17 protein-coding genes and 1 pseudogene are annotated in these 21,249 nt (G+C 68.9%); 10 read left to right on the top strand and 8 right to left on the bottom strand.

The features are described 5' to 3' along the window. Positions 1–16 precede the first annotated feature (16 nt). From AB0H86_RS24870 to AB0H86_RS24860, 3 genes and pseudogenes are all read right to left on the bottom strand, one after another. Complete coding sequence (locus AB0H86_RS24870) at positions 17–3,481, bottom strand: type ISP restriction/modification enzyme (protein WP_362442727.1); 3,465 nt, start codon at positions 3,479–3,481, stop codon at positions 17–19. A gap of 434 nt (positions 3,482–3,915) precedes the next feature. Next, a complete protein-coding gene (locus AB0H86_RS24865) occupies positions 3,916–4,413 on the bottom strand; it encodes an NUDIX domain-containing protein (RefSeq protein WP_362442724.1) in 498 nt (165 codons plus the stop codon). A 35-nt stretch (positions 4,414–4,448) separates the two neighbouring features. Then, positions 4,449–5,801: pseudogene (locus AB0H86_RS24860) on the bottom strand (tetratricopeptide repeat protein). Between the two features lie 225 nt (positions 5,802–6,026). On the opposite strand from AB0H86_RS24860, the gene AB0H86_RS24855 reads away from it, so the two are divergent. The 5 genes from AB0H86_RS24855 to AB0H86_RS24835 all read left to right on the top strand — a co-directional run bounded on the left by AB0H86_RS24855 (position 6,027) and on the right by AB0H86_RS24835 (position 9,273). Continuing rightward, complete coding sequence (locus tag AB0H86_RS24855) at positions 6,027–6,620, top strand: hypothetical protein (RefSeq protein WP_362442721.1); 594 nt, start codon at positions 6,027–6,029, stop codon at positions 6,618–6,620. Next, positions 6,613–6,981 (top strand): DUF6415 family natural product biosynthesis protein, encoded by a 369-nt coding sequence (locus AB0H86_RS24850; RefSeq protein ID WP_362442718.1) that lies wholly within the window; start codon positions 6,613–6,615, stop codon positions 6,979–6,981. Before AB0H86_RS24855 ends, AB0H86_RS24850 begins: the two co-directional genes overlap by 8 nt. Before the next feature lie 70 nt (positions 6,982–7,051). Then, positions 7,052–8,170 (top strand): radical SAM protein, encoded by a 1,119-nt coding sequence (locus tag AB0H86_RS24845; RefSeq protein ID WP_362442715.1) that lies wholly within the window; start codon positions 7,052–7,054, stop codon positions 8,168–8,170. Further along, positions 8,167–8,379, top strand: a complete 213-nt coding sequence (locus AB0H86_RS24840) for a hypothetical protein (RefSeq protein ID WP_362442712.1) — start codon at positions 8,167–8,169, stop codon at positions 8,377–8,379. Before AB0H86_RS24845 ends, AB0H86_RS24840 begins: the two co-directional genes overlap by 4 nt. A 93-nt stretch (positions 8,380–8,472) precedes the next feature. Beyond that, positions 8,473–9,273: an aminoglycoside phosphotransferase gene (locus AB0H86_RS24835; protein WP_362443210.1), complete on the top strand. Its 801-nt coding sequence runs from the start codon at positions 8,473–8,475 to the stop codon at positions 9,271–9,273. A gap of 226 nt (positions 9,274–9,499) precedes the next feature. Here AB0H86_RS24835 and AB0H86_RS24830 read toward each other — a convergent pair whose 3' ends face one another. After that, positions 9,500–10,957: an amino acid permease gene (locus tag AB0H86_RS24830; RefSeq protein WP_362442710.1), complete on the bottom strand. Its 1,458-nt coding sequence runs from the start codon at positions 10,955–10,957 to the stop codon at positions 9,500–9,502. 314 nt (positions 10,958–11,271) lie between these two features. Between AB0H86_RS24830 and AB0H86_RS24825 the strand changes: the two genes are divergently transcribed. Together AB0H86_RS24825 and AB0H86_RS24820 are read left to right on the top strand one after the other, a co-directional pair. Further along, the gene (locus AB0H86_RS24825) at positions 11,272–12,009 is read left to right on the top strand and encodes an FCD domain-containing protein (RefSeq protein WP_362442707.1); all 738 of its coding nucleotides are present in this window, start codon (positions 11,272–11,274) and stop codon (positions 12,007–12,009) included. 111 nt (positions 12,010–12,120) lie between these two features. Continuing rightward, on the top strand, positions 12,121–13,602 hold the full coding sequence (locus tag AB0H86_RS24820) for an APC family permease (protein ID WP_362442704.1): 1,482 nt from the start codon (positions 12,121–12,123) through the stop codon (positions 13,600–13,602). Positions 13,603–13,706: 104 nt separating this feature from the next. Here the strand turns inward: AB0H86_RS24820 and AB0H86_RS24815 are convergent, their stop codons facing one another. Both AB0H86_RS24815 and AB0H86_RS24810 read right to left on the bottom strand, forming a co-directional pair. After that, positions 13,707–15,122 carry an ATP-binding protein gene (locus AB0H86_RS24815; protein ID WP_362442701.1) on the bottom strand — a complete coding sequence of 472 codons (1,416 nt, stop codon included), beginning with the start codon at positions 15,120–15,122 and terminating at the stop codon, positions 13,707–13,709. After that, complete coding sequence (locus AB0H86_RS24810) at positions 15,119–15,829, bottom strand: response regulator transcription factor (protein ID WP_362442698.1); 711 nt, start codon at positions 15,827–15,829, stop codon at positions 15,119–15,121. Before AB0H86_RS24810 ends, AB0H86_RS24815 begins: the two co-directional genes overlap by 4 nt. A 184-nt stretch (positions 15,830–16,013) precedes the next feature. Between AB0H86_RS24810 and AB0H86_RS24805 the strand changes: the two genes are divergently transcribed. From AB0H86_RS24805 to AB0H86_RS24795, 3 genes are all read left to right on the top strand, one after another. Beyond that, positions 16,014–17,315: a DUF3500 domain-containing protein gene (locus AB0H86_RS24805; RefSeq protein WP_362442695.1), complete on the top strand. Its 1,302-nt coding sequence runs from the start codon at positions 16,014–16,016 to the stop codon at positions 17,313–17,315. 20 nt (positions 17,316–17,335) lie between these two features. After that, positions 17,336–18,760 (top strand): HupE/UreJ family protein, encoded by a 1,425-nt coding sequence (locus tag AB0H86_RS24800; protein WP_362442692.1) that lies wholly within the window; start codon positions 17,336–17,338, stop codon positions 18,758–18,760. 98 nt (positions 18,761–18,858) lie between these two features. Next, positions 18,859–19,326 carry a hypothetical protein gene (locus AB0H86_RS24795; protein ID WP_362443207.1) on the top strand — a complete coding sequence of 156 codons (468 nt, stop codon included), beginning with the start codon at positions 18,859–18,861 and terminating at the stop codon, positions 19,324–19,326. A gap of 75 nt (positions 19,327–19,401) precedes the next feature. On the opposite strand, the gene AB0H86_RS24790 is transcribed toward AB0H86_RS24795, so the two are convergent. Continuing rightward, positions 19,402–19,611 carry an acyl-CoA carboxylase subunit epsilon gene (locus AB0H86_RS24790; protein WP_362442689.1) on the bottom strand — a complete coding sequence of 70 codons (210 nt, stop codon included), beginning with the start codon at positions 19,609–19,611 and terminating at the stop codon, positions 19,402–19,404. A 159-nt stretch (positions 19,612–19,770) separates the two neighbouring features. Next, positions 19,771–21,243 carry a DHA2 family efflux MFS transporter permease subunit gene (locus AB0H86_RS24785; protein ID WP_362442686.1) on the bottom strand — a complete coding sequence of 491 codons (1,473 nt, stop codon included), beginning with the start codon at positions 21,241–21,243 and terminating at the stop codon, positions 19,771–19,773. Between the last annotated feature and the right edge of the window lie 6 nt (positions 21,244–21,249).

Raw genomic sequence — 21,249 nt, 5'->3', positions numbered from 1 at the left:
CAGCATCAGGCGCTGATCAGGCCGGGCCGCGGCGCCGTCGAGCACGTGGTCTAGGACGCACGGATGAGTGCGGCTCTGGTAGTGCGGCGCCTGGGGAGTCGCTGGGGAGCGTCAGGGGGTCGACAGGCCCTGGCGGTTGGCCATCGATAGTTTCCATGCCGGGGAGGAATGCGTTGTCCGGGCCGATGTGAGCGCCCTTGGCGTGCTCGGGTACGGGGAGGATGCGGCGGCGGGTGAGTTCAGCGACATCGATCAGGGGGGCGACGACGATGCGGTTGAGTAGCTCCGCCTGCTGCGGTTCCAGGGCAGTGAGGTGGCTGAGTACGGCGAGGATTTCGACGAGTTCCCGGCTCCAGTCGTGCTCCCAGTGCTCAGGACGCTCGCGGTCCAGTTCGCTGGTGATTTTGCCGGCGGCGCGGTTGCTGCGGTAGGCGAGCCAGCTGTCGAGTACGTTGCGGCCGCCGGTCGTGTAGCTGCGCATCCGTGGCGTGACACCGGTGAAAATGCCGCCCTCAATGACTAGGTGCTCGTTGGGGCTGTCGTAGGTGATGGTGGAAGGGAGCGTGTCAGGCGCGACTTCACGGGCGTACATGATTTCGGGGTGTATACGTCTGAACCAGTTTGTTGTCCCTGCCGGGCGACCGTCGTCAGGGTTGATGCAGTGTGTGCCGAAGGTGGAGGCCCACAGGATGTGGCGCCCCAGGCCGATGGCCTCCTGCCAAAAGGCACCATCTGCGGTCAAGGGTATGCGTACACCAAGGGAGTTGAGGTCTTCCGCGTAGCGCTCGGTGAAGGCGGGGTGGGCGGTGACGGCGGCGATGTAGGCGATCAGGTCCTCGGGGAGGACTTCTTGGAGTCCGTAGGAGTTGGCGAGATGGTGTAACAGCCCTGGGGTGATGTTGGGGGTGCGATCGGCGTGCATGAGTGGCAGGACACGGCCGCCGTTTCCCTTGAAGTAGTCGTTGTCAGGAACCAGGGCGGTGAAAAGCAGTGCTGGGCCGGTCTGCAGACGCTGAGTGTGCTGTTCGACGACGAAGACCTGGCCGTCGATGACGGCATGCCACAGCTCGGGTCGGGAGAAGTCGATGACACGGCCGTCGGGTATGAGCCACTGGCGATCCAGTGCTCGACGGGCGATGCGTATCGGGGCAGGACAGCAGCCTTGCTCGACGCGGAGGAGAGTCGGCGGGTGGGGGTGACCGGGGATCTGGAGGGCTTGTTTGTCCAGGGCGCGGTCGCGGGTTTCTTTGAACAATTCCCGCTTCGTAGCAGGGTCGCGTTCTTGGATGAGGCGGTTCCAACGTCGGCGCAGGATAGTTTTTGAGGGGCTGATGACCCAGTTCCGGTTGGGCTTGATGCCAGGTTTGCACCAGGGCATGAGGTCGGTGAGGGCGGGGAAGGTGTCCCAACCACTATGGGAGGCGGGCGTGAAAGGGACAGCCTCGACAGGCCGTGAAGTGCGCCAGCCGGGACCGTTGATGTGCAGGTCGTGCAGTTGCTCTTCTTTGTTCTGGCGGGTGCCGTGGACGGCCGCGTAGTGGACGGGGGCCAGTTCGTCTTGTCGCTCACCTTGCTGGCGGACGAAGATGGCGATGGCTAACTCCTGCTGGACTCCAGGGAAGAAGCGGCTGTTGAGTGGGGGCCTTTTGGTCTCGGGTGTGAGGTCGATGACCCAGCCCTCGGTGCAGGTGCGCCGCAAGTAGGAGCGCATACCCTGGAAGCCTGCGCCGCGGATGAAGCCGCCGGTGCTGACGAAGCACACGACGCCGTGACGGTGGCCGTCGTGCTGGTCGAAGACTTTGTGGGTGGCCCAGCGCCAGAAGTAGGTGCACAGGCTCTTCAGCTTGTTCTCGTACACGCCTGCCGCACCGCGTAACCGGAAGGCGTCCAGGGGCGGGGCGCCTCGGTCTGGTGAGCCGTTCTCGATCCATCCACCCTGGCCCTCTGCCTGTTCGCGGTGGGGAGGGTTGCCGATGACGACGGTGATGCGTTCGTCGCGCTGAATGGTGCTGGCGGCTTCTGCGTCGTCACGTAAGGGACCCCACAGGGCGCCGTAGCGGGTGAAGAGCTCACTTGGCCGCCAAGGGTCGGCGAGAGTGTCGGCTAGATGTAGGCGCATGTCGCGCAGCCGGACCCGTGCATTGAGGGAACGCAGCATCTGCCCGACGCGCATTTGAGCTACGGCGAAGGCGCCCATCTGCTTTTCGAAGCCGATCAGCCGGCCTGCGAGTTCTTGCACGGATTCGGCGCGGAATCCATCGTTGCCGCCCTCTGATTGCTTGCGGGCGACGAGGTCGATGATGCCCGTGAGGAAGGTGCCGGTGCCCATGGCCGGGTCGATAATGGACACACCGGGGTCGGCGAAGCCGTCCGTGCAACCCAGCGTGGTGATCAACACCTCGTCAACAAGGCGGATCATCTCCTCCATCAGCGGTGCTGGGGTGTAGTAGGTGCCGGAGTCCTTGCGGAGGTCGGCGTCGTACTCCTGCAGGAAGTGTTCGTAAAGGTGGATGTGGAACCCGGGTTCGTCGGCCAGGGCATTCCGCCAGTCGATGGCATCTATGACGCGAACGAGCATGTCGAGGCTGTCGCGAAAATCTCCCTCGACCTGGTCGGTGAGGATCTGCAGCGCGCGCCCCATGACGGAGTGCTCCGCCCCCAGACGCCGACCGACCTCATGCAGGCTCAGCTTGGCCAGCGCGCTGTCGTGGCCATCGGCGGTGTCTGAACTGGCGAGCAGGAGGGCGAAGGTGACGGATTGGGCGTAGCGGTCGGCGAAGGCCGCACGTTTGTCACGGTCATCGGTCGTGGGAAACAGATCGACTTCAAGGGTGGAGGCTAGGTCGGTGAATGGACGCCGGTGGCGTGGGAGACTGGCCTCGGCGTCGAGCCGGTCATGGACGGCATCACGCAGGAGAGTGCACAGGGGGGCCACATGGGCGACCACCTCCCGCATCGACGTCAGCGGATACGGTTGCCAGCTGAAGAACGCGGTCAGCATCGCTTCGAAAGCGGCCTCGCTGCCTGTCGGTAGTCGCAAGCGAGAGCCGGCGGTACGCAGATCGCCTTCAAAATGAATGGTGTCGCCGTGTTGTCGACCTGAGCGGTACATGATCCAGGTTTGTCCATTGGTGTAGATCAAGTTGGGGAGCTTCGCCATGCCCTCCCACTGTCGGCGGTCGCGTTGGTTCAGCCCGCCGGGATGGATCACGTTTTTATCCGGGCTCTTCAGCTCGACGTAGCCGACGATGTTGCGCGGTGACTTTCCGATCCGCACTGCCAGGTCAGGGCGGATTCGGTGCGTGGCGATCGCTACCTCGGCATGCAGGACGGCCTGCAGCCCCAACGCGCTCGCCGCGTCGACGAGAAGCGTCTCCACGGCGCGACGTATCGCGGCTTCCTTCTGCCCATGCAGCAATGCCTGCTTGCACGTCGCACCAAACTCGCTGACGATCCGCCGAAACCCGTCCCTGCGCTGCATCCCGCCCCCAGAGGCCAGCACTGTCCCGGTATCCAACTCGACACACGGTAAGCGCAACGTCACCCACCGTCGAGAGGGCCTTAGGGTGCGTGCGCCCACGGCCTGTGACAGCTCCTACGCCTCTGCGTGCGGTGCACGGGTTGTATAAGCGCACAGGCCCCTCCGCAGTCTGGGCGAAAGGGACTTTGGCCTGGTGTTTCTCTGTGGCTTGGCAGGATTGGAACCTGCGACATCCGCTTTAGAGCGCGTGGCCCCTTCGGCCCCCAGCGGCCAAATAGCATAAGGCGGCACACCACCAAGGCGGAAAGCGTGGGGTGTTCAGGTCGAGGTCGTCGGCATCGCCTCCACTCCGTCTGCTGCCACCCGGGCTGGAATCCGGTGGTTGGCGACGTAGCAGTGCACCGATGCGCTGCATGATGTATTGGTCGCCCCTCTTACCAGCCGTCGAGCGATACCTGGGGCCCGTCGCTGAGGTAGCGATGGAGGGCGCTGGCGGTGGTATCCACGAACTCCTCGGGGATGGAGTCGGCATCGACCCAGCAGACCTGGGCGTGCTTGCGTGGTTCCCGGTTTTCCGGTTCACCGGACCATTCGTGTGCGGTGAATACGACGGTGAGGAAGCCGTTGGGGGCTTCGACGCCCCAGGCGCCGTGGATGATGTGGGCGACCTTCAAGGACTCCGGCTTCACGGTCAGGCCGGTCTCTTCGTACAGCTCGCGTACGGCCGTTTCGGTGATGGGCTCGCCGGGCTCGCTCTTGCCGACGGGGAGGTCAAACATGCCCTGGGCGAACTTGGCGTTCTGGCTGCGCTGGAGGAGGACGACTCGGTTGGTGGTCTTGTCGTGGACGATGACGGCGGCGACCAACAAGGTCATGGATTCGAGGGCGGGCGGCAGGGCTTTGGGCTGGTCGTCGGTCTGCGGCTGAGCCACGGTTGCGTCCCTTCGTCGGCCGGTTGGTGGGCAGCTTAGGCGAGTGCTTCGCTTGCGCGGCGGGCGAGTTCGGCGGCTCCGGGAACTTTGCGGCGCTGGTAGACGGAGAGGGTCGAGCGGAGTGAGGTGATCGCCTTGCGGGTGCGGTCGGACGTCATGCCCTCCGTGAGATTCAGGGCCTGGGACCATGCGGATACGGCCTCGTCGGCGCGGGCCTGGGCGGCGAGGCTGTCGCCGAGGTCGGCGTAGGTGAGGGCGTGGACGCGCTTGTACTTTTCGGGGTTCCAACGGATCAGGGCGTCGCGGTGCTGTTGCTCGGTGCCGATGTGGTCGCGAGGTCGGTGAGGGTGCGGGCGGTGTGGCTGGCGACGGTGCCGGCGGCGGGGCCGCTGACGCGGGAGTAGCTGGGCTGGGGGCCGTCATCGCGTTGGAGGGCATCTTCCGCGGCGAGCAGGGCGCGGGCTGCTGCTGGCTTCCCGCCTGTGGCGGCATAGGCGCGGGCGTGGGTGATGTGGAGCAGGGCTTCGGTCTGACTGTCGATGTGGCCGAGGCCGCGAGTCAGAGCGCCTTCGACGAGGTCGACGCAGTGGTGGGGTTGTTTGAGGCTGAGGGCTTGGTGGGCGAGGGCTCTCATCATCCAGGCGGCGTGGCCGTGCGGGTCGGCTTCGCACGCGAGTTGGTAGCCGACCTGGTAGTAGCGCTGGGCGGCGCCTTCCTGGCCGAGGTCGTGGTGCTTCCAGCCGGCCAGGTAGGCGAGTTCGGCCACGGCGCCGAAGGCTGTCCGTCGTAAGGCTTCGCTCGGGTAGCGGCCCCGGAGTATCGGGGCGGCGGTGTCGGCCAGGTAGGCGGACCGTGGTCAGACCGTGGCCGCCGCCGAGGCGTTCGTCGGCCGCGCTGAAGGCCGCGGTGATCTGGCGTACGACATCCACGTCCTCTGTCCCGACCGCGGACGTGCCGGTGCGAGCTCGGAGCATGCGGGCGGTGGCCTCGTGGTCGTGGGCGAGCGGCATGGCGACGCCGGCCGTGGTGAAGGCGGCCACCGCGAGGAAGCGGCGGCGTTCGACATCGGCACGGCCCAGGTCGGTGGCGGCCAGGACTGGATCTCCCTCGTCCGGCCCGTCGGCGTCTGGTGCACGTAGGCCGATCTCGCTCTGGGTGATGGTCCGACTCGCCCTGCGGGACAGGGCTTCGGCGAGGTACTGGCCGGTCCGTCCGGTGGGCTGGCGCGTGCCGTTCACCCAGTGGGAAACGGCCGACTTGTTGGTCTGGAGAATCTCGCCGTTCTCAGCGGCTATACGCCGCACGTCCCTCGCCAGGGCCTCGTACGTGCAGCCGACTGCGTCAATGGTGTCGCGTAGGCGGGAGTTGGGATCTCTCGACGCCGCCAAGACCGCCTCCTGTCCGGGGCTGTAAACCGCGTATACCTCTACAACTGCCTCTCACCGTACCCACTGTGCGTGACGGAGTGTTCACTAATCATCAAGCCGCCCGGCCCCCGGTCCGACACCGTGACCAGGCTCCCCTTTGGTCGGGCGGCTCCTGAAGTTCCGTACCCCCACACCGGGTTCGGGCATTGCTGTGCCCAGACCCGGCCGATCAGAGACGGAGACACGGTGACCACCATCGACACCACGGCCATCACGGTCGTCCCGCCGGAGGTAGCCGGCTGCACCACAACGCAGGACCCGGAGGCCGGGACGTTGGTGCACACGCGCGTCGACGACGAACTGGATGTCGCCGAGTGGCTCTTGCGGGCTGCCGACAACCCGGCCCGGGCGCGCGCCGAGTGGCAGGCCATGGACGTCGCCCTCCTGCGCTGCGGTGTTTCCTTCTCCGCCATCCGGGTCTCGGCCGACGTCGTGTACGCCGCTGCTCGTAGCGAGGATCGCGTACAGGTCGACGAGTACCTGGCCAATGCGCTGCACGGCGGACCGGTGTTCGTCGACCGGTACTCAGACCGGTACTACCTCCTGGTCCCGGCCAGCACATGCGCAACCTGGCGCGTGCCCGACACTGTCTGCCTCATCGCGAACAGCTTCCTCGGCGTGCCGCACCCGAGCATCGACTCAAGCCGGTGCCTGGTCCGCTCCTCCTGGTGTGTGCCGCCGGAGCGACCCGAAGCCGTCTGTCAGGCCGACGCGGTTGCGCAGTTGGTGAACGTGGGCCGTTTTCTCCTGGCCGCGGCGAAGGAGACCGACAGTGACTGACGGTCGGCCACTCGACTTCGGCATGTTCCGTCAGGCCTGGACGGAAGCCCTGGAGCTGACCGACGGGCTGCCCGCCAAGGTCCCAGACCGGTCCGAGGTAGACCGACTGACCGGCCATTTGCGCCAGCACGTGGAGTTGCTGGCCGCAGCACTGGAAGCGGCGATCCAAGGACAGTCGGAGGACACCACCGACCGCGAGACCGCGCGCTGGCTCCTCGTCCGCACCCGCAAGGCTCTCGACGACGGGCCGGGCCCGGACCACCGCACGGCCGCTGTCCACGTCGAAGACCTCGCCCTGACTTGCCGGGCCCTGGCCACGCTGTGCCGTCAGCAGCTCTCCGCGCCTGTCCTGAACGGTTAGCTCCCCGAGCCTTGCAGGCACCGGGGCCGCCACCCTCGGCTCCCACCCGCCCGACCCATGAAGGAACTCGATGCACAGCCTGCTCGCCAGCCCGTTCCTCGGGCAGTACCTCGTCCTGCGCCCTGGTCACGCCCAGGGCGTCCAGATCCACCCGTCGAGCTACGAGGAGTTGCGTAACGCGGCCCGCGAAGGTCGGGCGGCACCGGCCTGGTTGCACGACGCGGCCTCCTGGGCGTGGGGGATGACTCTCCCGGAAGGCAACCTGTCCGCCGTGGTGCTCGTTCGCGAGCCGTCGCCGTACGGCTTCGTGAAGGCGTCATGGGAGATCAACCTCGGCTGTGACTACGACTGTGGCTTCTGCTACCTCGGCGAGAAGCGGTTCGCCGGGCTGTCATGGGAAGACAAGCAGCGACTGCTGGAGATGCTGCGTGATGCCGGGGTGCTGTGGCTCCAGATCACTGGTGGCGAGGCGCTGATCGACCCGCAGTTCGCCACCGCGTACGAGTACGCGCACGAGCTGGGCCTGATGGTGCAGGTGTCGACGAACGGGTCCCAGCTCCACAAGACGGCCATCCGCGACCTGTTCTCCCGCTACCGGCCGTACCGGCTCACGGTCAGCCTGTACGGCGCGACCGAGGGGACATACGAGGCCGTGACCCGTAATCGCGGCGCGTGGACCCGGTTTACCCGTGGTCTCGACGCGGCGCGCGAGGCCGGCCTGCCCGTAAGGCTCAACGTGATCGTGTCCGACTCCAACGCGCACGAATTGGACGGCATGGTGCGGCTCGCAGAGGGCCGATGGGGCTTCCCGCACCAGGTGTATTCGAGCATGTCGCCGACGATCGACGGCGAAGCGAACCCGCTCGCCGCGCAGGCCTCCGATCACCTGCGGCCGCGCAGCGTCTTCAAGGGCTGCAACGCCGGCCACACCTTCTTCCACGTCAATCCCCATGGCATCGCGTCCATTTGCAAAGTCGGCCGCGACCCGAGCGTGAACCTCATGACGGAAGGCCTCGATGGCCTTCCCCGGCTCGGCGCCATCGCCGAGTCCCTACAGCTCCGCACCGGTGGATGCTCCGGCTGCACGAAGGCCGTCACATGCAGGACGTGCCGACCGCTGGCGAAGCTCTACCAGGAGGCGGGGGACAACCGATCGCTCTACTGCCAACACGGAGGTTATGGATCATGACTCCACCCGCCACGACGCTGACCCGGCCTGAGCCGGTGACGGTCACCATCGGTCGCCGCCCGGCCGTCGCCGCGAGCGACACCCTGCCCGTACCCGTAAAGGTCCCCGAGATCAGCGAGGGCGAGATCCGGATCATCGGTGACGTGGACGGTGATGTCGCCCAGGTAGCCGGATGCAACTGCTCGGCCGGTGACGACAACCCGTACTAGGCCGGGTCTCCGCCCAGCGCTGTCCCGGCCTACGCTGGCCGGGGCAGCGTCCTGTTCGCCCGCTCACTCCCTGAGGAACCGCGCCCCGTGTCCATGCCTCGTGTCGCCTTCGACGAGCTGCCCGCCGCTGCCCGCCAGGCGGTCACCGTCCAGACCGGCCAGATCGCTGCGGCCCACACCACCGGCGGCGGCATCAACAGTGCCATCGCCGCCCTCCTGGACACCGAGACCGGTCCCGTCTTCGTCAAGGGCATCCGCGCTGACAACCCGCAGGTCGCCTCACAGAAGCGGGAGATCGCGATCAGTCCTTACTTGCCTGCCGCCTGCCCGGGGCTGTTGTGGCACGTGAACGCAGGCGGCTGGGTGCTTCTCGGCTATGAGGCAGTCGACGGCCGCCATGCCGACTACACCACCATGGACGACCTCACGTTGGTCCTGGCCGCGCTCGCCGAGTTGCAGGAGGTCACCGCGCCTGACGACGTCGACCTGAAGACGGCGGAGGAGCGGTGGGGGAAGTACGCGGAGGAGGGGCAGGCGGGGCTGTTCGCCGAGGACGCGCTGTTGCACACGGACTTCGCCCCGGACAACGTCCTTATCGACAGGGGAAGGGCACGCTTGATCGACTGGGCGTGGCCGACACGGGGTGCGGCCTGGATCGACCCGTTCATGCTCACGCTGCGGATCATGGAGGCTGGGGCACCTGCCGTGCGTGCGGTCTCGTTGGTGCGGCGTGTTCCGTCGTGGCGTCAGGCCGATCCGAAGGCGCTCGGAGCGTTCGCTGTCGCCGTGGCCCGGCTGTGGCGGGAGATCGCCAAGGAGGATCCCGTGCCTTGGAAGGTGGCGATGTCCCGCCACGCCGTCGAGCTCAGGACTCTTCTCCTCGCCACATCGTGAGCGAACATCCGCGTGGAACCACTTGGTCAGCGCGGTGTTCGCCTCGGTGGCCGCCTGGGGTTCGTACCAGTGGCCGTCGGCTGCGAAGGAGCCGGCCGTGTCGTGGGCCGCCGTGCGGTAGGCGACGAGTTCGACCCCGGCTGCGAGGGGGAGTAGTGCCACGGGAGTTCCCGCAGGGCGGTCCGAGCCGACGCCGGCCCGGACCGCCCTGCACCCCTCGGAATCGTCAGGACAAGGAGGCCGAGTCCCGCGTCCCCTTCCTGCCCGACACCCGTTCGCGAACCAGCGCGAAGACCACCACACCCGCCGCCGCCAACGTGGACAGCACCACCTGATCGCGCCCGCCCCCGTCCGCCGTGTCCGTCAGCATGTAGCCCAGGACGAAGGTGATCAGGGCGATGGTCGCCCAGGTGAGGTAGGGGTAGAGCCACATCCTCACGACCAGCTTGTCCGGTGACTCCCGCTCGATGATCTTGCGCATCCGCAGTTGGGAGAAGCAGATCACCAGCCAGACGAACAGGGCGATCGCGCCGGAGGCGTTGAGGAGGAACTGGAAGACGGTGTCCGGCCACAGGTAGTTGAAGGCGACGGCGACGAAGCCGAAGACCACCGAGGCGAGGATGGCCGCGAGGGGCACGCCGCGGTCCGTGGTCTTGCCGAAGGCGGCGGGGGCGTCGCTGCGGCGGCCGAGGGAGAAGGCCATGCGCGAGGCCGTGTACAGGCCGGAGTTGAGACAGGACAGCACCGAGGTCAGCACGATGGTGTTCATGATCTGCGCGGCGTGCGGGATGCCGATGGAGCTGAGGGCGGCGACGTACGAGCCGTCCTTGAGGATCGCCGGGTCGTCCCAGCGCACCAGTGACACCACGATCAGGATCGAGCCCAGGTAGAACACCGCGATCCGCCAGATCACGCTGTTGGTGGCCTTGGTGACGGCGGCCCGCGGGTTGGCGGTCTCGCCCGCCGCCAGGGTGACGATCTCGCTGCCCATGAAGGAGAAGACGACCATCAGGACGCCGGTGAGGATGGCGCCGGGCCCGTTCGGCAGGAAGCCGCCGTGTGCGGTGAGGTTGGTGAAGCCGCTCGCCGGGTGGTCGGAGCCCGGGAGCAGCCCGAAGATCGCGAGACCGCCGATCACGATGAACGCGGCGATGGCGACGACCTTGATGCCGGCGAACCAGAACTCGAACTCGCCGTAGGAGCTGACCGAGACCAGGTTGGTGGCGGTGAGGACGATCATGACGATCAGCGCCCAGCCCCATTGGGGGACGGCAGGGATCCAGCCCTCGAGGATCTTGGCGCCGGCGGTCGCCTCTACGGCGAGCACCACGACCCAGAAGAACCAGTACAGCCAGCCGATGGTGAAGCCGGCCCAGCTGCCGAGCGCGCGGTCCGCGTAGGCGGAGAACGAACCGGAGGTGGGGTTGGCCGCGGCCATCTCGCCGAGCATCCGCATCACGAGGACGACGAGGACGCCGACGAGTCCGTACGAGACGAGGATGCCGGGGCCGGCGGCGGCGATGCCGGAGCCGGAGCCGACGAACAGGCCGGCGCCGATGACACCGCCGATCGCGATCATCGACAGGTGGCGGTTCTTCAGTCCGGCCTGGAGGCCGGAGTCGGCCGCGGGGGTGGTCTGCGGATCCGTTTCGGAGGGAGCGGGAGCAGGGGGACGTGTGGTCATCTCGACATCCATAGCGGGAGTAGCGGGAGGGCGGACCAGGGACGCCTGGAAATTAGTTCAGTACGATCTAAAAGAACAAGTCTTGTTTAATTGTTCATCTTGCTCTATTTTTCGTGCAGCGCGGAGCCGGACGTTCCGTGGCCGCTGACGGTCGCCGAGCGGGGTCCGGTCACCACGTCGTCCCCCGTGTTCCGGTCCCAGTTCCCTGGGGAGCCCCATGCGCCACACCCCCGCCCCACGGTCGCGAAAACCCTCCGTGCGGACGCCGTCGCCGTGGACCCTGCCCTCTTTTCGCAGGCCGTTAGGGTGGCGTCGTGGTGAATGCAGCGGGCAAGTTCGGTCCCTACAGCCAGCCCGTTCCCGCGCGGCCCGCGCCGGTCGGCGGGCCCTGGGACACGCGGGTCCTGGCCGGCCGGGGTCCCACGGGAGCGGAGCTCGTCCGGTCCCGGATCGCCCTGCGGGTGCGTCTGAGGTCCGTGTCGCCGGGGGACCGGCTGCCGGACGCGGGTGTCCTCGCCGAGGAGCTCGGGATCAGCGAGATCACCGTACGCCGCGCGCTGGAGGCCATGTGCCAGGACGGCCTGCTCGACCGCCGTCGGGGCCGGGCGGGCGGGACCTTCGTCGCGGCGGACTGGGACGCGGTCGTCGCCGTGCTGCACGACACCGACGAGGCGGCCTCACTGGACGCCTTCCATCTGCTTCTTGAGTGCGGGCTCGTGGCGCACACCGCGGGTGAGCTCCCGGAGGGCCGGCTCGACGGGCTGCGGGCACTGGTCGAGGAGATGGATTTGGCCGACGACCCGGCACGGCTGCTCGAACTGGAGACCCGCTTCCACCTCGACCTCGCTCAGGCGCTCGGCGGCGCCGGAATCCGGGAGTTCGCCGCCGACGTGCTCGGCAAGCAGTGCCTGCTGCGGCCCGCGCCGGACCCCGCGGTCGTACGGGCCCGCAACCGCTGCCACGCCGAGCTGCTCGACGAACTCACCCGTGGCGCGATGGACCCGGCGGTACGAGCGGTGAAGGCACACCGGCACGCCGGGACGCCGGACTGACGCCCCCTCCCGTCCCCGCCCCCGCCCCCTTCCGTCCCCGCCCCCTTCCGTCCCCCCTCCCCTTCCCCTCAAGGTCGCCACCTCTCAGACGGATCAGAAGGAGCTGTCGCCATGCCTGACCCCGGACCTGTCGGACGACCGTCGCCGTCGTCGTCGACGTCGGGCCCCGTCGGTGGCACGCCCCAGCGGCTGCGCGGCGGCGTTCTCGGCATGGCGGACATCGCCGCCGCCACGATGGCCAACGTCGGCCCGGCCATGAGCTTCTTCTTCGGCTTCGCCTTCCTGGCCACCACCGCGGGCGTCGCGTCCCCGCTGACCATCGTGGCGGCGGGGGTGGCGGTCGCGCTGTTCGGCAACACGCTGGCCGAGTTCTCCCGGGCGCACCCCTCGGCGGGCAGCTTCACCACCTTCGTGGGCAAGACCTTCGGGCCGGTCAGCGCGGTGACCACGGCTCTGCTCGCCGGACTCGGCTACATCATCGCGATGGCCTCCGTCATCGCGATCTCGGGCGGGTTCATGCAGATCACCCTGCACCGCTACACCGGCGTCGACCTGCCGTGGATCATCTGGACGCTGCTGCTGACCGGGCTGGCGGTGGTGCTGATGCTGCGCGGGATCGTGGTGTCCACCAAGTGGGCCGGCTACTTCTTCGGCGTGGAGATGCTCGTGCTGGTCGTGGTCTCGGTCGCGGCGATCGTCGAGCACCGGGGCGACCTCTCCGTGGCTCCGTTCCTGCCCTCCCACCTCACCCACGGCATCAAGGGCCTCGCGGCGGGCTTCCCGCTGGCGGTGTACCTGTTCATCGGCTGGGAGAACTCGGCGGCCCTGGCCGAGGAGACGGAGAACCCGCGGCGCAACGTCGGCCGTGCCGTGTTCTCCTCCGTCGCGATCATGACCGTGAGCTACATCCTCTTCTCTTACGCCACGGTCACCGGCTTCGGCTACGACGTACAGCGGCTCGGCGACTCCCGGATCCCCTTCGTCGACGTCGCCCAGCACACCCTCGGGGCGCTGGCGATCCTCGCCTACGTCGGCGGCCTGACCTCCACCCTCGGCGTGCTGATCGCGGGCATCAACTCCCAGGCGAGGCTGGTGTTCAACGCCGGACGCGAGGGGCTGCTCCCGTCCTTCTTCGGATACGTCCACCCCACGCGCCGTACGCCGAACAACGCGATCGTCACCTTCACCGCCACCGCGCTGCTGATCATCGCCGGTTGGGGCCTCGGGCATCTGCTCGGGGACGGCGGTCAGATGAACCCGGTGGTCTTCTTCGCCGAGTCCTCCAGCCTGGGCGCCATCCTGATCCTGCTGGTCTACCTCGCGTCCAACATCGCGCTGCCGCTGTACTACCGCAGATACCGTCCGCAGGAGTTCCGGATCACGCGGCACCTGGTGCTGCCCGCGGTCGGCGCCCTCGCCGTCCTGATCCCCCTCTACTACCTCGCCAAGCCCGGCCAGCCGGCCCCGTACAGCTGGTTCCCGTACGCGGCACTGGCCACCCTCCTCGCCGCCGTCTGCTACGCGACCCTCCTGGTCCGACGCGACCCGGGCCTTGCCGAACGGGTGGGGTCGGTCGTCGCGGACGCGGAGTGAGGGCGGCGGCCGGGCCGTTCGGGACCGTGTACCCGGAACACCGGAGACCCCCGTGTTCCGGGTGACCGGACAGGGCGGGGGTGCCCAGGTGAATCTCCGCGTCATCAGCCTGCGCCCCCGGACAGGAGGCGTGACTCGTCCACAGTGAAGCCGATCCGCGCCCCGCCCCCGGGACGGGGTCCCGCGGTCACGGTGCCTCCGTGGGATTCGGCGATGTCGCGGACGATGGCGAGGCCGAGTCCGGAGCCGGGTAGGGCGCGGGCGGTGTCGGACCGGTAGAAACGGTCGAAGACGTGGGGGAGGTCGTCGGGGGCGATGCCCGGTCCGCGGTCGGAGACGGTGACCGTTCCGCGGTGGATGCGGACCTCGATGGGGCTGTCGCCGGAGGGGTCGAACTTGGCGGCGTTCTCCAGCAGGTTGGCCAGCGCGCGTTCGAGGCCCTGCGGGCGGCCGTGGACGACGGAGTCGTCGGCGTCGATGTGGACCAGACGGCCGGTTCGCCGGTACCCGCGTCGGGCGACGCGGCGGGCCACGGCGGCCAGTTGCACGGCCTCCTCGGTCTCGTCGTGGCCGCCGGCCAGCGCCAGCTCGACCAACTCGTCCACGAGAGCGGCGAGTTCGGCCGTCTCGCCCTCGACGTCGTCGAGGAGCCGGTCGCGGGCCTGCGGGGAGAGCTCGGCGACCCGGCGCAGCACGGTGGCGTTGGTACGCAGGCTGGTGAGGGGGGTCCGCAGCTCGTGGGCGGCGTCGTGCACAAGTCGTTCCTGGGCGTCGCGGGCGGTCGCGATACGGCCGAGCATCCTGCTGAACGACGTGGACAGCCGGCCCACTTCGTCCCGGCCGCCCACCAGGCCCGGGTCTTCGGACACGACACGGCCGTCGGCGCTGACCCTTTCGGCGACCTCGATCAGCCGTACCAGGCGACGGGTGATGCGCCCCGCGACCAGTCGGCCCGCGCCGGCCGCGACCAGCATGACCACGAAGCTGACCATGGCGATCTCCCTGGCCATGCCGCCCAGCACATAGTGCGTCTGGTCGACCTGGGCCGCCACCTGCAAGGCGCCTCGGTCGCCGCCGAGGGCGGTGGTCAGCCGACGGTAGGTACGGCCCGCCACGACGACCTCGGTGACGTCCGACTCGCCGGCCTTTCCGGAGGCGGCCAGGGCCCGTGTGGTGCCGGACACCGGCAGGGGCACGTCCGGGCCGCCGATGTGGGCGGATGTTCCGTCACCGGCCACGGCCTGGAGGATCAGCCGCCGCTCCTCCTCGTCTCCGGGACCGGGGAGGTCGGGCCCGGGAAAGAGGTCCGGCGCCTGAGCGATCACCTCGGAGGGCGCCGGTTCCTGTCCCCGCTCCTCGGCCTGGGCCAGGGCCACCGTGGCCGATCGCAGGGTCCGGTCGATCTCGGCGAGGACACGGTCGGAGGCGGCGCGATAGCTCAGCGCTCCGACCAGGACCGCGACCGTGGCACCGACGACGGCGAAGGCGAGCGCGAAGCGCGTGCGCAGCGTCAGCGTCATGGCCGGGCCGCGTAACCCACGCCACGCACGGTGTGGATCAGATCGGGCGCCCCGGCGGTGCCGAGCTTGCGCCGCAGATACCCGACGTAGCCCGCCAGGTTCTTGGCGTCCACGCCGACGTCGGGACCCCAGACCTCGCCGTAGATCGTCCGGTGGTCCAGGACGATCCCCTCGTTGCGTACCAGGAGTTCGAGAAGGTCGAACTCGGTTCTGGTGAGCCGTACTTCCTCCTCGCCCCACCACACCCGGCGGGCGGACGGAGCGATGCGCAGCAACGCCATCCGCAGGACGGCGTCGTGGTTGTCCGTCTCCTCGGTCTCCCGCACGGACGGCGGTGTCAGGGCGGACCTGCGCAGCAACGCCCTGAGGCGGGCCAGCAGTTCGGAGACCGCGAAGGGCTTGGGCAGGTAGTCGTCGGCGCCGGCGTCGAGTCCGGCGGCCCGGTCCGGTGTCCCGGAGCGGGCGGTGAGCATCAGGACCGGTGTGCGGTCACCGTCGGCGCGCAGCACACGGCACACGGCCATGCCGTCGACATGGGGCATCGTGATGTCGACGACCAGCACGTCGAAGGATTCCCGGCGGGCCAGGGTCAGCGTCTCCACCCCGTCGGCGGCGGTGACGACGTCGTACCCCTCCAACTCCAGGGCTCGCGCGAGAGATTCACGGACCGCGCGATCGTCGTCGGCTATGAGGACACGATCAGACACGCGGGCATGATGGCACACCGTCGTGAGCCCGGTTCTCATGAAATTCCGGACTGGCTCCCGACCGGGTCTGAGATCGCTCGCCGAGCATGGGACGGCGCCTTCACCCACACCGGCGCCTTCACCCACACCCGCGCCTTCACACACCCCCGCGCCTTCACTCACACCCACCCCCACCGGAGCCCCCATGTCGTCCGTTCCCCACCCGATGGCCGCGAAGTCCACCCCCGTGCCGCCGTCGCTCAGTCCGGATCGCCGGCGGTCGCGCGTACGCCCCGTGCCCGTGGTGGCCCTGGTCGCGTGCCTCGGTCTCGGTGTCGCGGGCTGCGCCGGGATCGACTCGGCGTCCTCGTCGGCGATCATGACGAAACCGAAGCAGGTTCCGGCGTCCGCCCTGCGCACCGGCGCCGGCGGCGCGGACTCCGCACGTGTCGCGGCCGCCGCGAACGCGTTTCTCGCCACGCTGTCCGACGAGCAGAAGGACACCGCCCTCTACGACTTCGACGACCCGGCGAAGAAGACCGGCTGGTCCAACTTCCCGACGCCCGTCGTCGAGCGCAACGGCCTGAAGCTGGGCGACCTCACCGACGCGCAGGAGGCCGCGGCCCTGAAGGTCATGGAAGCCGCACTCAGCAAGAAGGGCTACGAGGAACTCGTCGAGATCCGCAAGGCCGACGACTACCTCGCCGCGCTCCCGGACACCGGCGGACCGGGCCGCCCCACCCCGACGGGCACCCCCACCACGACTCCGACCGACACCCCGACCGCGACTCCGACCGACACCCCCACCACGGCTCCGACCGCGACGCCGACCGGTGGCGGGAGCCGGCCCCCGGGCGGAGGCGGCGGCGCCAACTTCGGCTCCGAGTGGTACTACATCTCCTTCTTCGGCGCCCCCAGCAAGAATGGCGAGTTCACCGTGCAGTACGGCGGCCACCACGCCGCCTACAACCTCACCTACGCCGGCGGCAGCGTCAGCATGTCCCCCACCCTCACGGCCGTGGAGCCGATGGAGTTCGACTGGGAGAACCTGTACTACACCCCGCTGGCGGACAAGCGCACCTCCAGCATCGGCGCCATCCAGTCCCTCACCGCCGACGAGTTGACGGCCGCCGAGATCGACGGGAGCTTCGACGACCTGTACCTCGGTCCCGGCCACGACGGCCCCTTCCCCACCGAGCCGGAGGGCGTCCTCGTCGGCAGCCTCACCAAGAAGCAGCAGGCGAAGGTCACCGCGATGCTCAGGGCCTGGGTCGACGACCTGGACGAGAAGGCGGCGGCGCGTCTGCTGGCCAAGTACGTCTCCGAGTACGACCGGACGTACATCGGCTGGAGCGGCGGCACCACGCTGGACAACAGCCAGACCTACGTGCGACTTGACGGTCCGTCAGCATGGGTGGAGTTCTCCAACCAGCCGGGCGCGTCCACCGACGGGATCCACCAGCACACGATCTTCCGGGACGAGACCGCCGACTACGGCTGGGAATGAGGGAGTGAGGGACGCCCACCGTGCGACGTGACCGCCGTATCCGCCGCCTCCGCCGTATCCGCAGCATCCTCGGCGGACTGGTGTTCGCGGCCCTGATGCTGGTCGGCGGCCTCGCGTCGCCGGCCGGCGCCCATCCGATGAGCACCTCCGCCGTACTCCTCGACGTCGGTGACGACGACGTCGAGGGCGAAGTGCAGCTGCCCATCGACCGCCTGGCCATCGCCGTGCACCGCGATCTCACCCCCGCGAGCGTCCTCGGCGCCGACCGGACCTTCCTCGGGGACTACACCGCCGAACACATCACCGCCGTAGGCGCCGACGGCACCGCCTGGGCAGTGGCGCTCGGCACTCCGAAGGTCCGCACGATCGACGCGACGGCACATCTCGTCTACCCCCTCGAGATCCGTCCGCCGGACGGCCGTGTCACCGACTTCGACCTCCGCTACGACGTCATCGTCGAGGAACTCCTCACCCACCGGGTCATCGTGACCGTCCGGTACGACTTCGACCGGGGCATCCTCAAGACGGACGACGCCGAGACACTCGGAGTCCTCGACTGGGACACCGGGAGCATCGACGTCCCCGCCGGGGAAGGGTCATGGCTGCGAGGCTTCGTCACGACCGTGGGCCTGGGCACGGAACACGTCGGCGAGGGAGCCGATCACCTGCTGTTCCTGCTCATGCTGCTCGTCCCGGCCCCTCTCGTGGCGGCCGGGGGCCGATGGCACGCCGCCGGCCCGTCGAGGCGGCGCAGCGTCATCCGTGTCGTCCATGTGGTCTCCGCGTTCGCCGCGGGCCACTCCCTCACGCTGGTGCTGGCGGCGGCCGGACTGATCCACGTACCGTCCCGGCCGGTGGAGACGCTGATCGCCTTCTCCATCGCCGTGTCCGCGATCCACGCGATACGCCCTCTCGTGGCCAGGGGCGAGGTGTTCATCGCCAGTGGCTTCGGGCTCGTCCACGGGCTGGCGTTCGCGTCGCTGATCGGCGACCTCGGCCTGGACCGGGGATCCCTCGTCACCACACTGCTGGGCTTCAACCTGGGCATCGAACTGACCCAGTTGCTCGTCGTCGCCCTGATGATGCCGTCCCTGCTCGCCCTGGCCCGCACGGCCCTCTACCCGGCTCTCCGGCTCACCATGGCCTCCGTCGGCCTGCTGTTCTCGGTGTCCTGGATGCTGGAGCGCACGACCCTGACCTCCTCCGACCCGTTCGAAGGGGTCCAGACATGGCTGGTCGAACACCCGTTGCCGGTGGCCGCGTCGTTCGCCGTACTCGCCGTTGTCGCGACGCGTGTGGCACCCGTCGGGCGAACTGGACCGCGTTCGTGGCCTTCGTGGTCTTCATGGCCTTCGCGGCCGGACACTGACGTACGTCGTGAGGTGAACACACTGACGTACGAGGCGAGTGAACACTCGCCCCCGTCCGCCCGTACCCCTCCGTAGCCGTACGCCCGCCCGCCCTTGCGGGTCGGGACAGTTGTCGACCGGATACGGAGAGGGACGTGCCACAGCAGTCGCAGCGAGGGTGTGTCGGCCTCGCGGTGCCCCGTGCCCGTCTGCTGACGCGGAGTGCCGCGCTGGTCGGGAGTCTGGCTCTGCTGCCGCTGCTCGCGGCGTGCGGGGGCGCCGAAGGGGGCGGGGCGGCGGATGCCAAGGCGTCTGAAACGTCCTCCGCTCCCGTGGCCGGTGTCGTGGCGCCCGCGAAGGTCGAGGTGATCGCCGCTCTGACCGGGTGCACGGCCGAGATCCGCATCGAGGCGGACGAACTGCGCGAGGGGCAGTGCAAGACGAAGCAGGGGAACTATCGCATCACCACTTTCCCCGCCGAGAAGTACAAGCTGACCTGGCTCGAGGCCGCCTCCGTGTACGGGGGCACGTACCTGGTCGGCCCGCAGTGGGCCGTGGGTGCCAAGACGGAGGTGCTGGAGAAGCTTCGTGCCAAGATCGGCGGGACAGTTCAGTCGACGCGCGGCTTGGGTCCGGGGACCCCGACCCCGAGCGCGTCGTAGCTGAAGTTCGCTGAAGTCCCGGCCGGCCCGGGGGAGCGACCCGGGCCGGAACCGGCCAGTTTCCAACTACGCCCGCTACGAAGCGATTCCCTCCGGCGCGCGCCAGGAACCCGCCGTGCGCGGGGAGGTGGCGTGCCTCCAGTGGGCGAGCGGAATGACGGGAGCGGGGGCCGAGTCGGTCTCGGACTGTCGGAACAGCATGGAGAGGACCACGGTCACGGCCGCCAGTTCCTCCGGGGTCGGTGAGCCCGAGACGACTTTCCACAGGCTCTCTTCGACGGACATCGAGTCTGCTGACACTGGAGTCTCCGATCGAAAAAGTGACGGGGCTGGGGCTGGAACACGGGGTGTGCGTGGGCGGCCGGTCCCGGGGGAAGTGGACCGGCCGCCCGGCTCGGGTGGGCGCGGGGCTCAGGAGAAGCCGACCTCGCCGTCAGGAGTGGCTCAGGACGCCACCGTGACGTGGGACGCCTTGCCGGTCGGCTGGGTGTCGGTCGGTGCCGCTGCCGTCGCGGCTTCCTCCGCCTCCGCCGCCGCACCCACCGGCCGAAGCCCGCTCGGGATCAGCATCGAAGCGACCGCCGCGGCCAGGACCACCGCCGCGCCGACCCACACCGCCGGGATCATGCCGTCCACGAAGTGCTGCGGGGTCTCGTAGCCGCCCTGCGCCGCGAACACCGCCGCCAGGACCGCTACGCCCAGTACGCCGCCCAGTTCGCGGCCCGCGTTGTTCACGCCGGACGCGATGCCCTCCTGGTCACGGCGGACCGAGGAGAAGACCATGTTGACGACCGGGGCGTAGAAGAGCGACATGCCTACGCCGAGGATGGCGAACGGGGCCACAAGCGACCCGTAGCCGACCGTCGGGGTGGCGACCAGGGCGAACCAGCCGAGGCCGACGGACTGGATGACGAAGCCGATCGCGAGGATGTTGCGGCCGCCGAGGCGGTCCGACAGCACGCCCGCCACCGGGGCCACCAGCATCGGCATCGCGGTCCACGGCAGGGTCCGCAGGCCCGCCTCCAGCGGCGAGTAACCCTGGGCGGTCTGCAGGAACTGGGCCACCAGGAAGATCGCGCCGAACATGCCGAAGTACATCAGTACCGAGGCCAGGTTGGTCATCGAGAACGCCCGCCCGCGGAACAGGCCCAGCGGCATCATCGGGTGCTCGACGCGGTTCTCCCAGGCCAGGAAGGCCAGGATCAGCGCGCCGCCCGCGATGAAGCCGGCCAGCACCTCGCCCGAGGTCCAGCCGATGGCGCCACCTCGGACCAGGCCGAGCACCACACCGAACAGACCGACGCTGAGCAGGGCCGTGCCGACCAGGTCGAGCTTGGTGCTGGCACCCCGGCTCTCGGCGAGCCAGACCTTGGACAGGGGGAGCAGGACGAGGCCGAGCGGCACGTTGACCCAGAAGATCCACTGCCAGGACGCGCCCTCCACGATCGCACCGCCGACCACCGGGCCGAGCGCGATCGCGAGACCGGCGACCGCGCCCCAGGCGCCCAGCGCCGCACCGCGCTTGGCGGGCGGCACGGCGGCGGACAGCAGCGTGAGGGTCAGCGGAACCACGATCGCGCCGCCGATGCCCTGCACGGCACGGGCGAGGATCAGCTCGTTCGCGGTGTCCGACATGGCGGCCCCGGCCGAGGCCAGGGTGAAGATCGCGGTACCGATCATGAACAGTCGGCGACGGCCGAAGCGGTCGCCCAGTGCGGAGCCCGTCATCAGGAAGACGGCGAACGTCAGGGTGAACGCGTTGACCGTCCACTCCAGTTCGTCGAGCCCGGCGTTCAGGTCGTCACGGATCGCGGGCAGCGCGGTGGTGACGACGAGGTTGTCGAGGGAGGTGATGAACATCGCCACGGCGGCGATGACGAACGTACGGACGGGATGGCCCTGTGTCTGGGCACTCATGGTTCG

The sequence above is a fragment of the Streptomyces sp. NPDC050997 genome (assembly GCF_040660135.1).
Classification (GTDB): domain Bacteria; phylum Actinomycetota; class Actinomycetes; order Streptomycetales; family Streptomycetaceae; genus Streptomyces.
The sequence above is the reverse complement of the archived record's forward strand: the minus strand, read 5'-3'. Positions and strand labels throughout refer to the sequence as shown.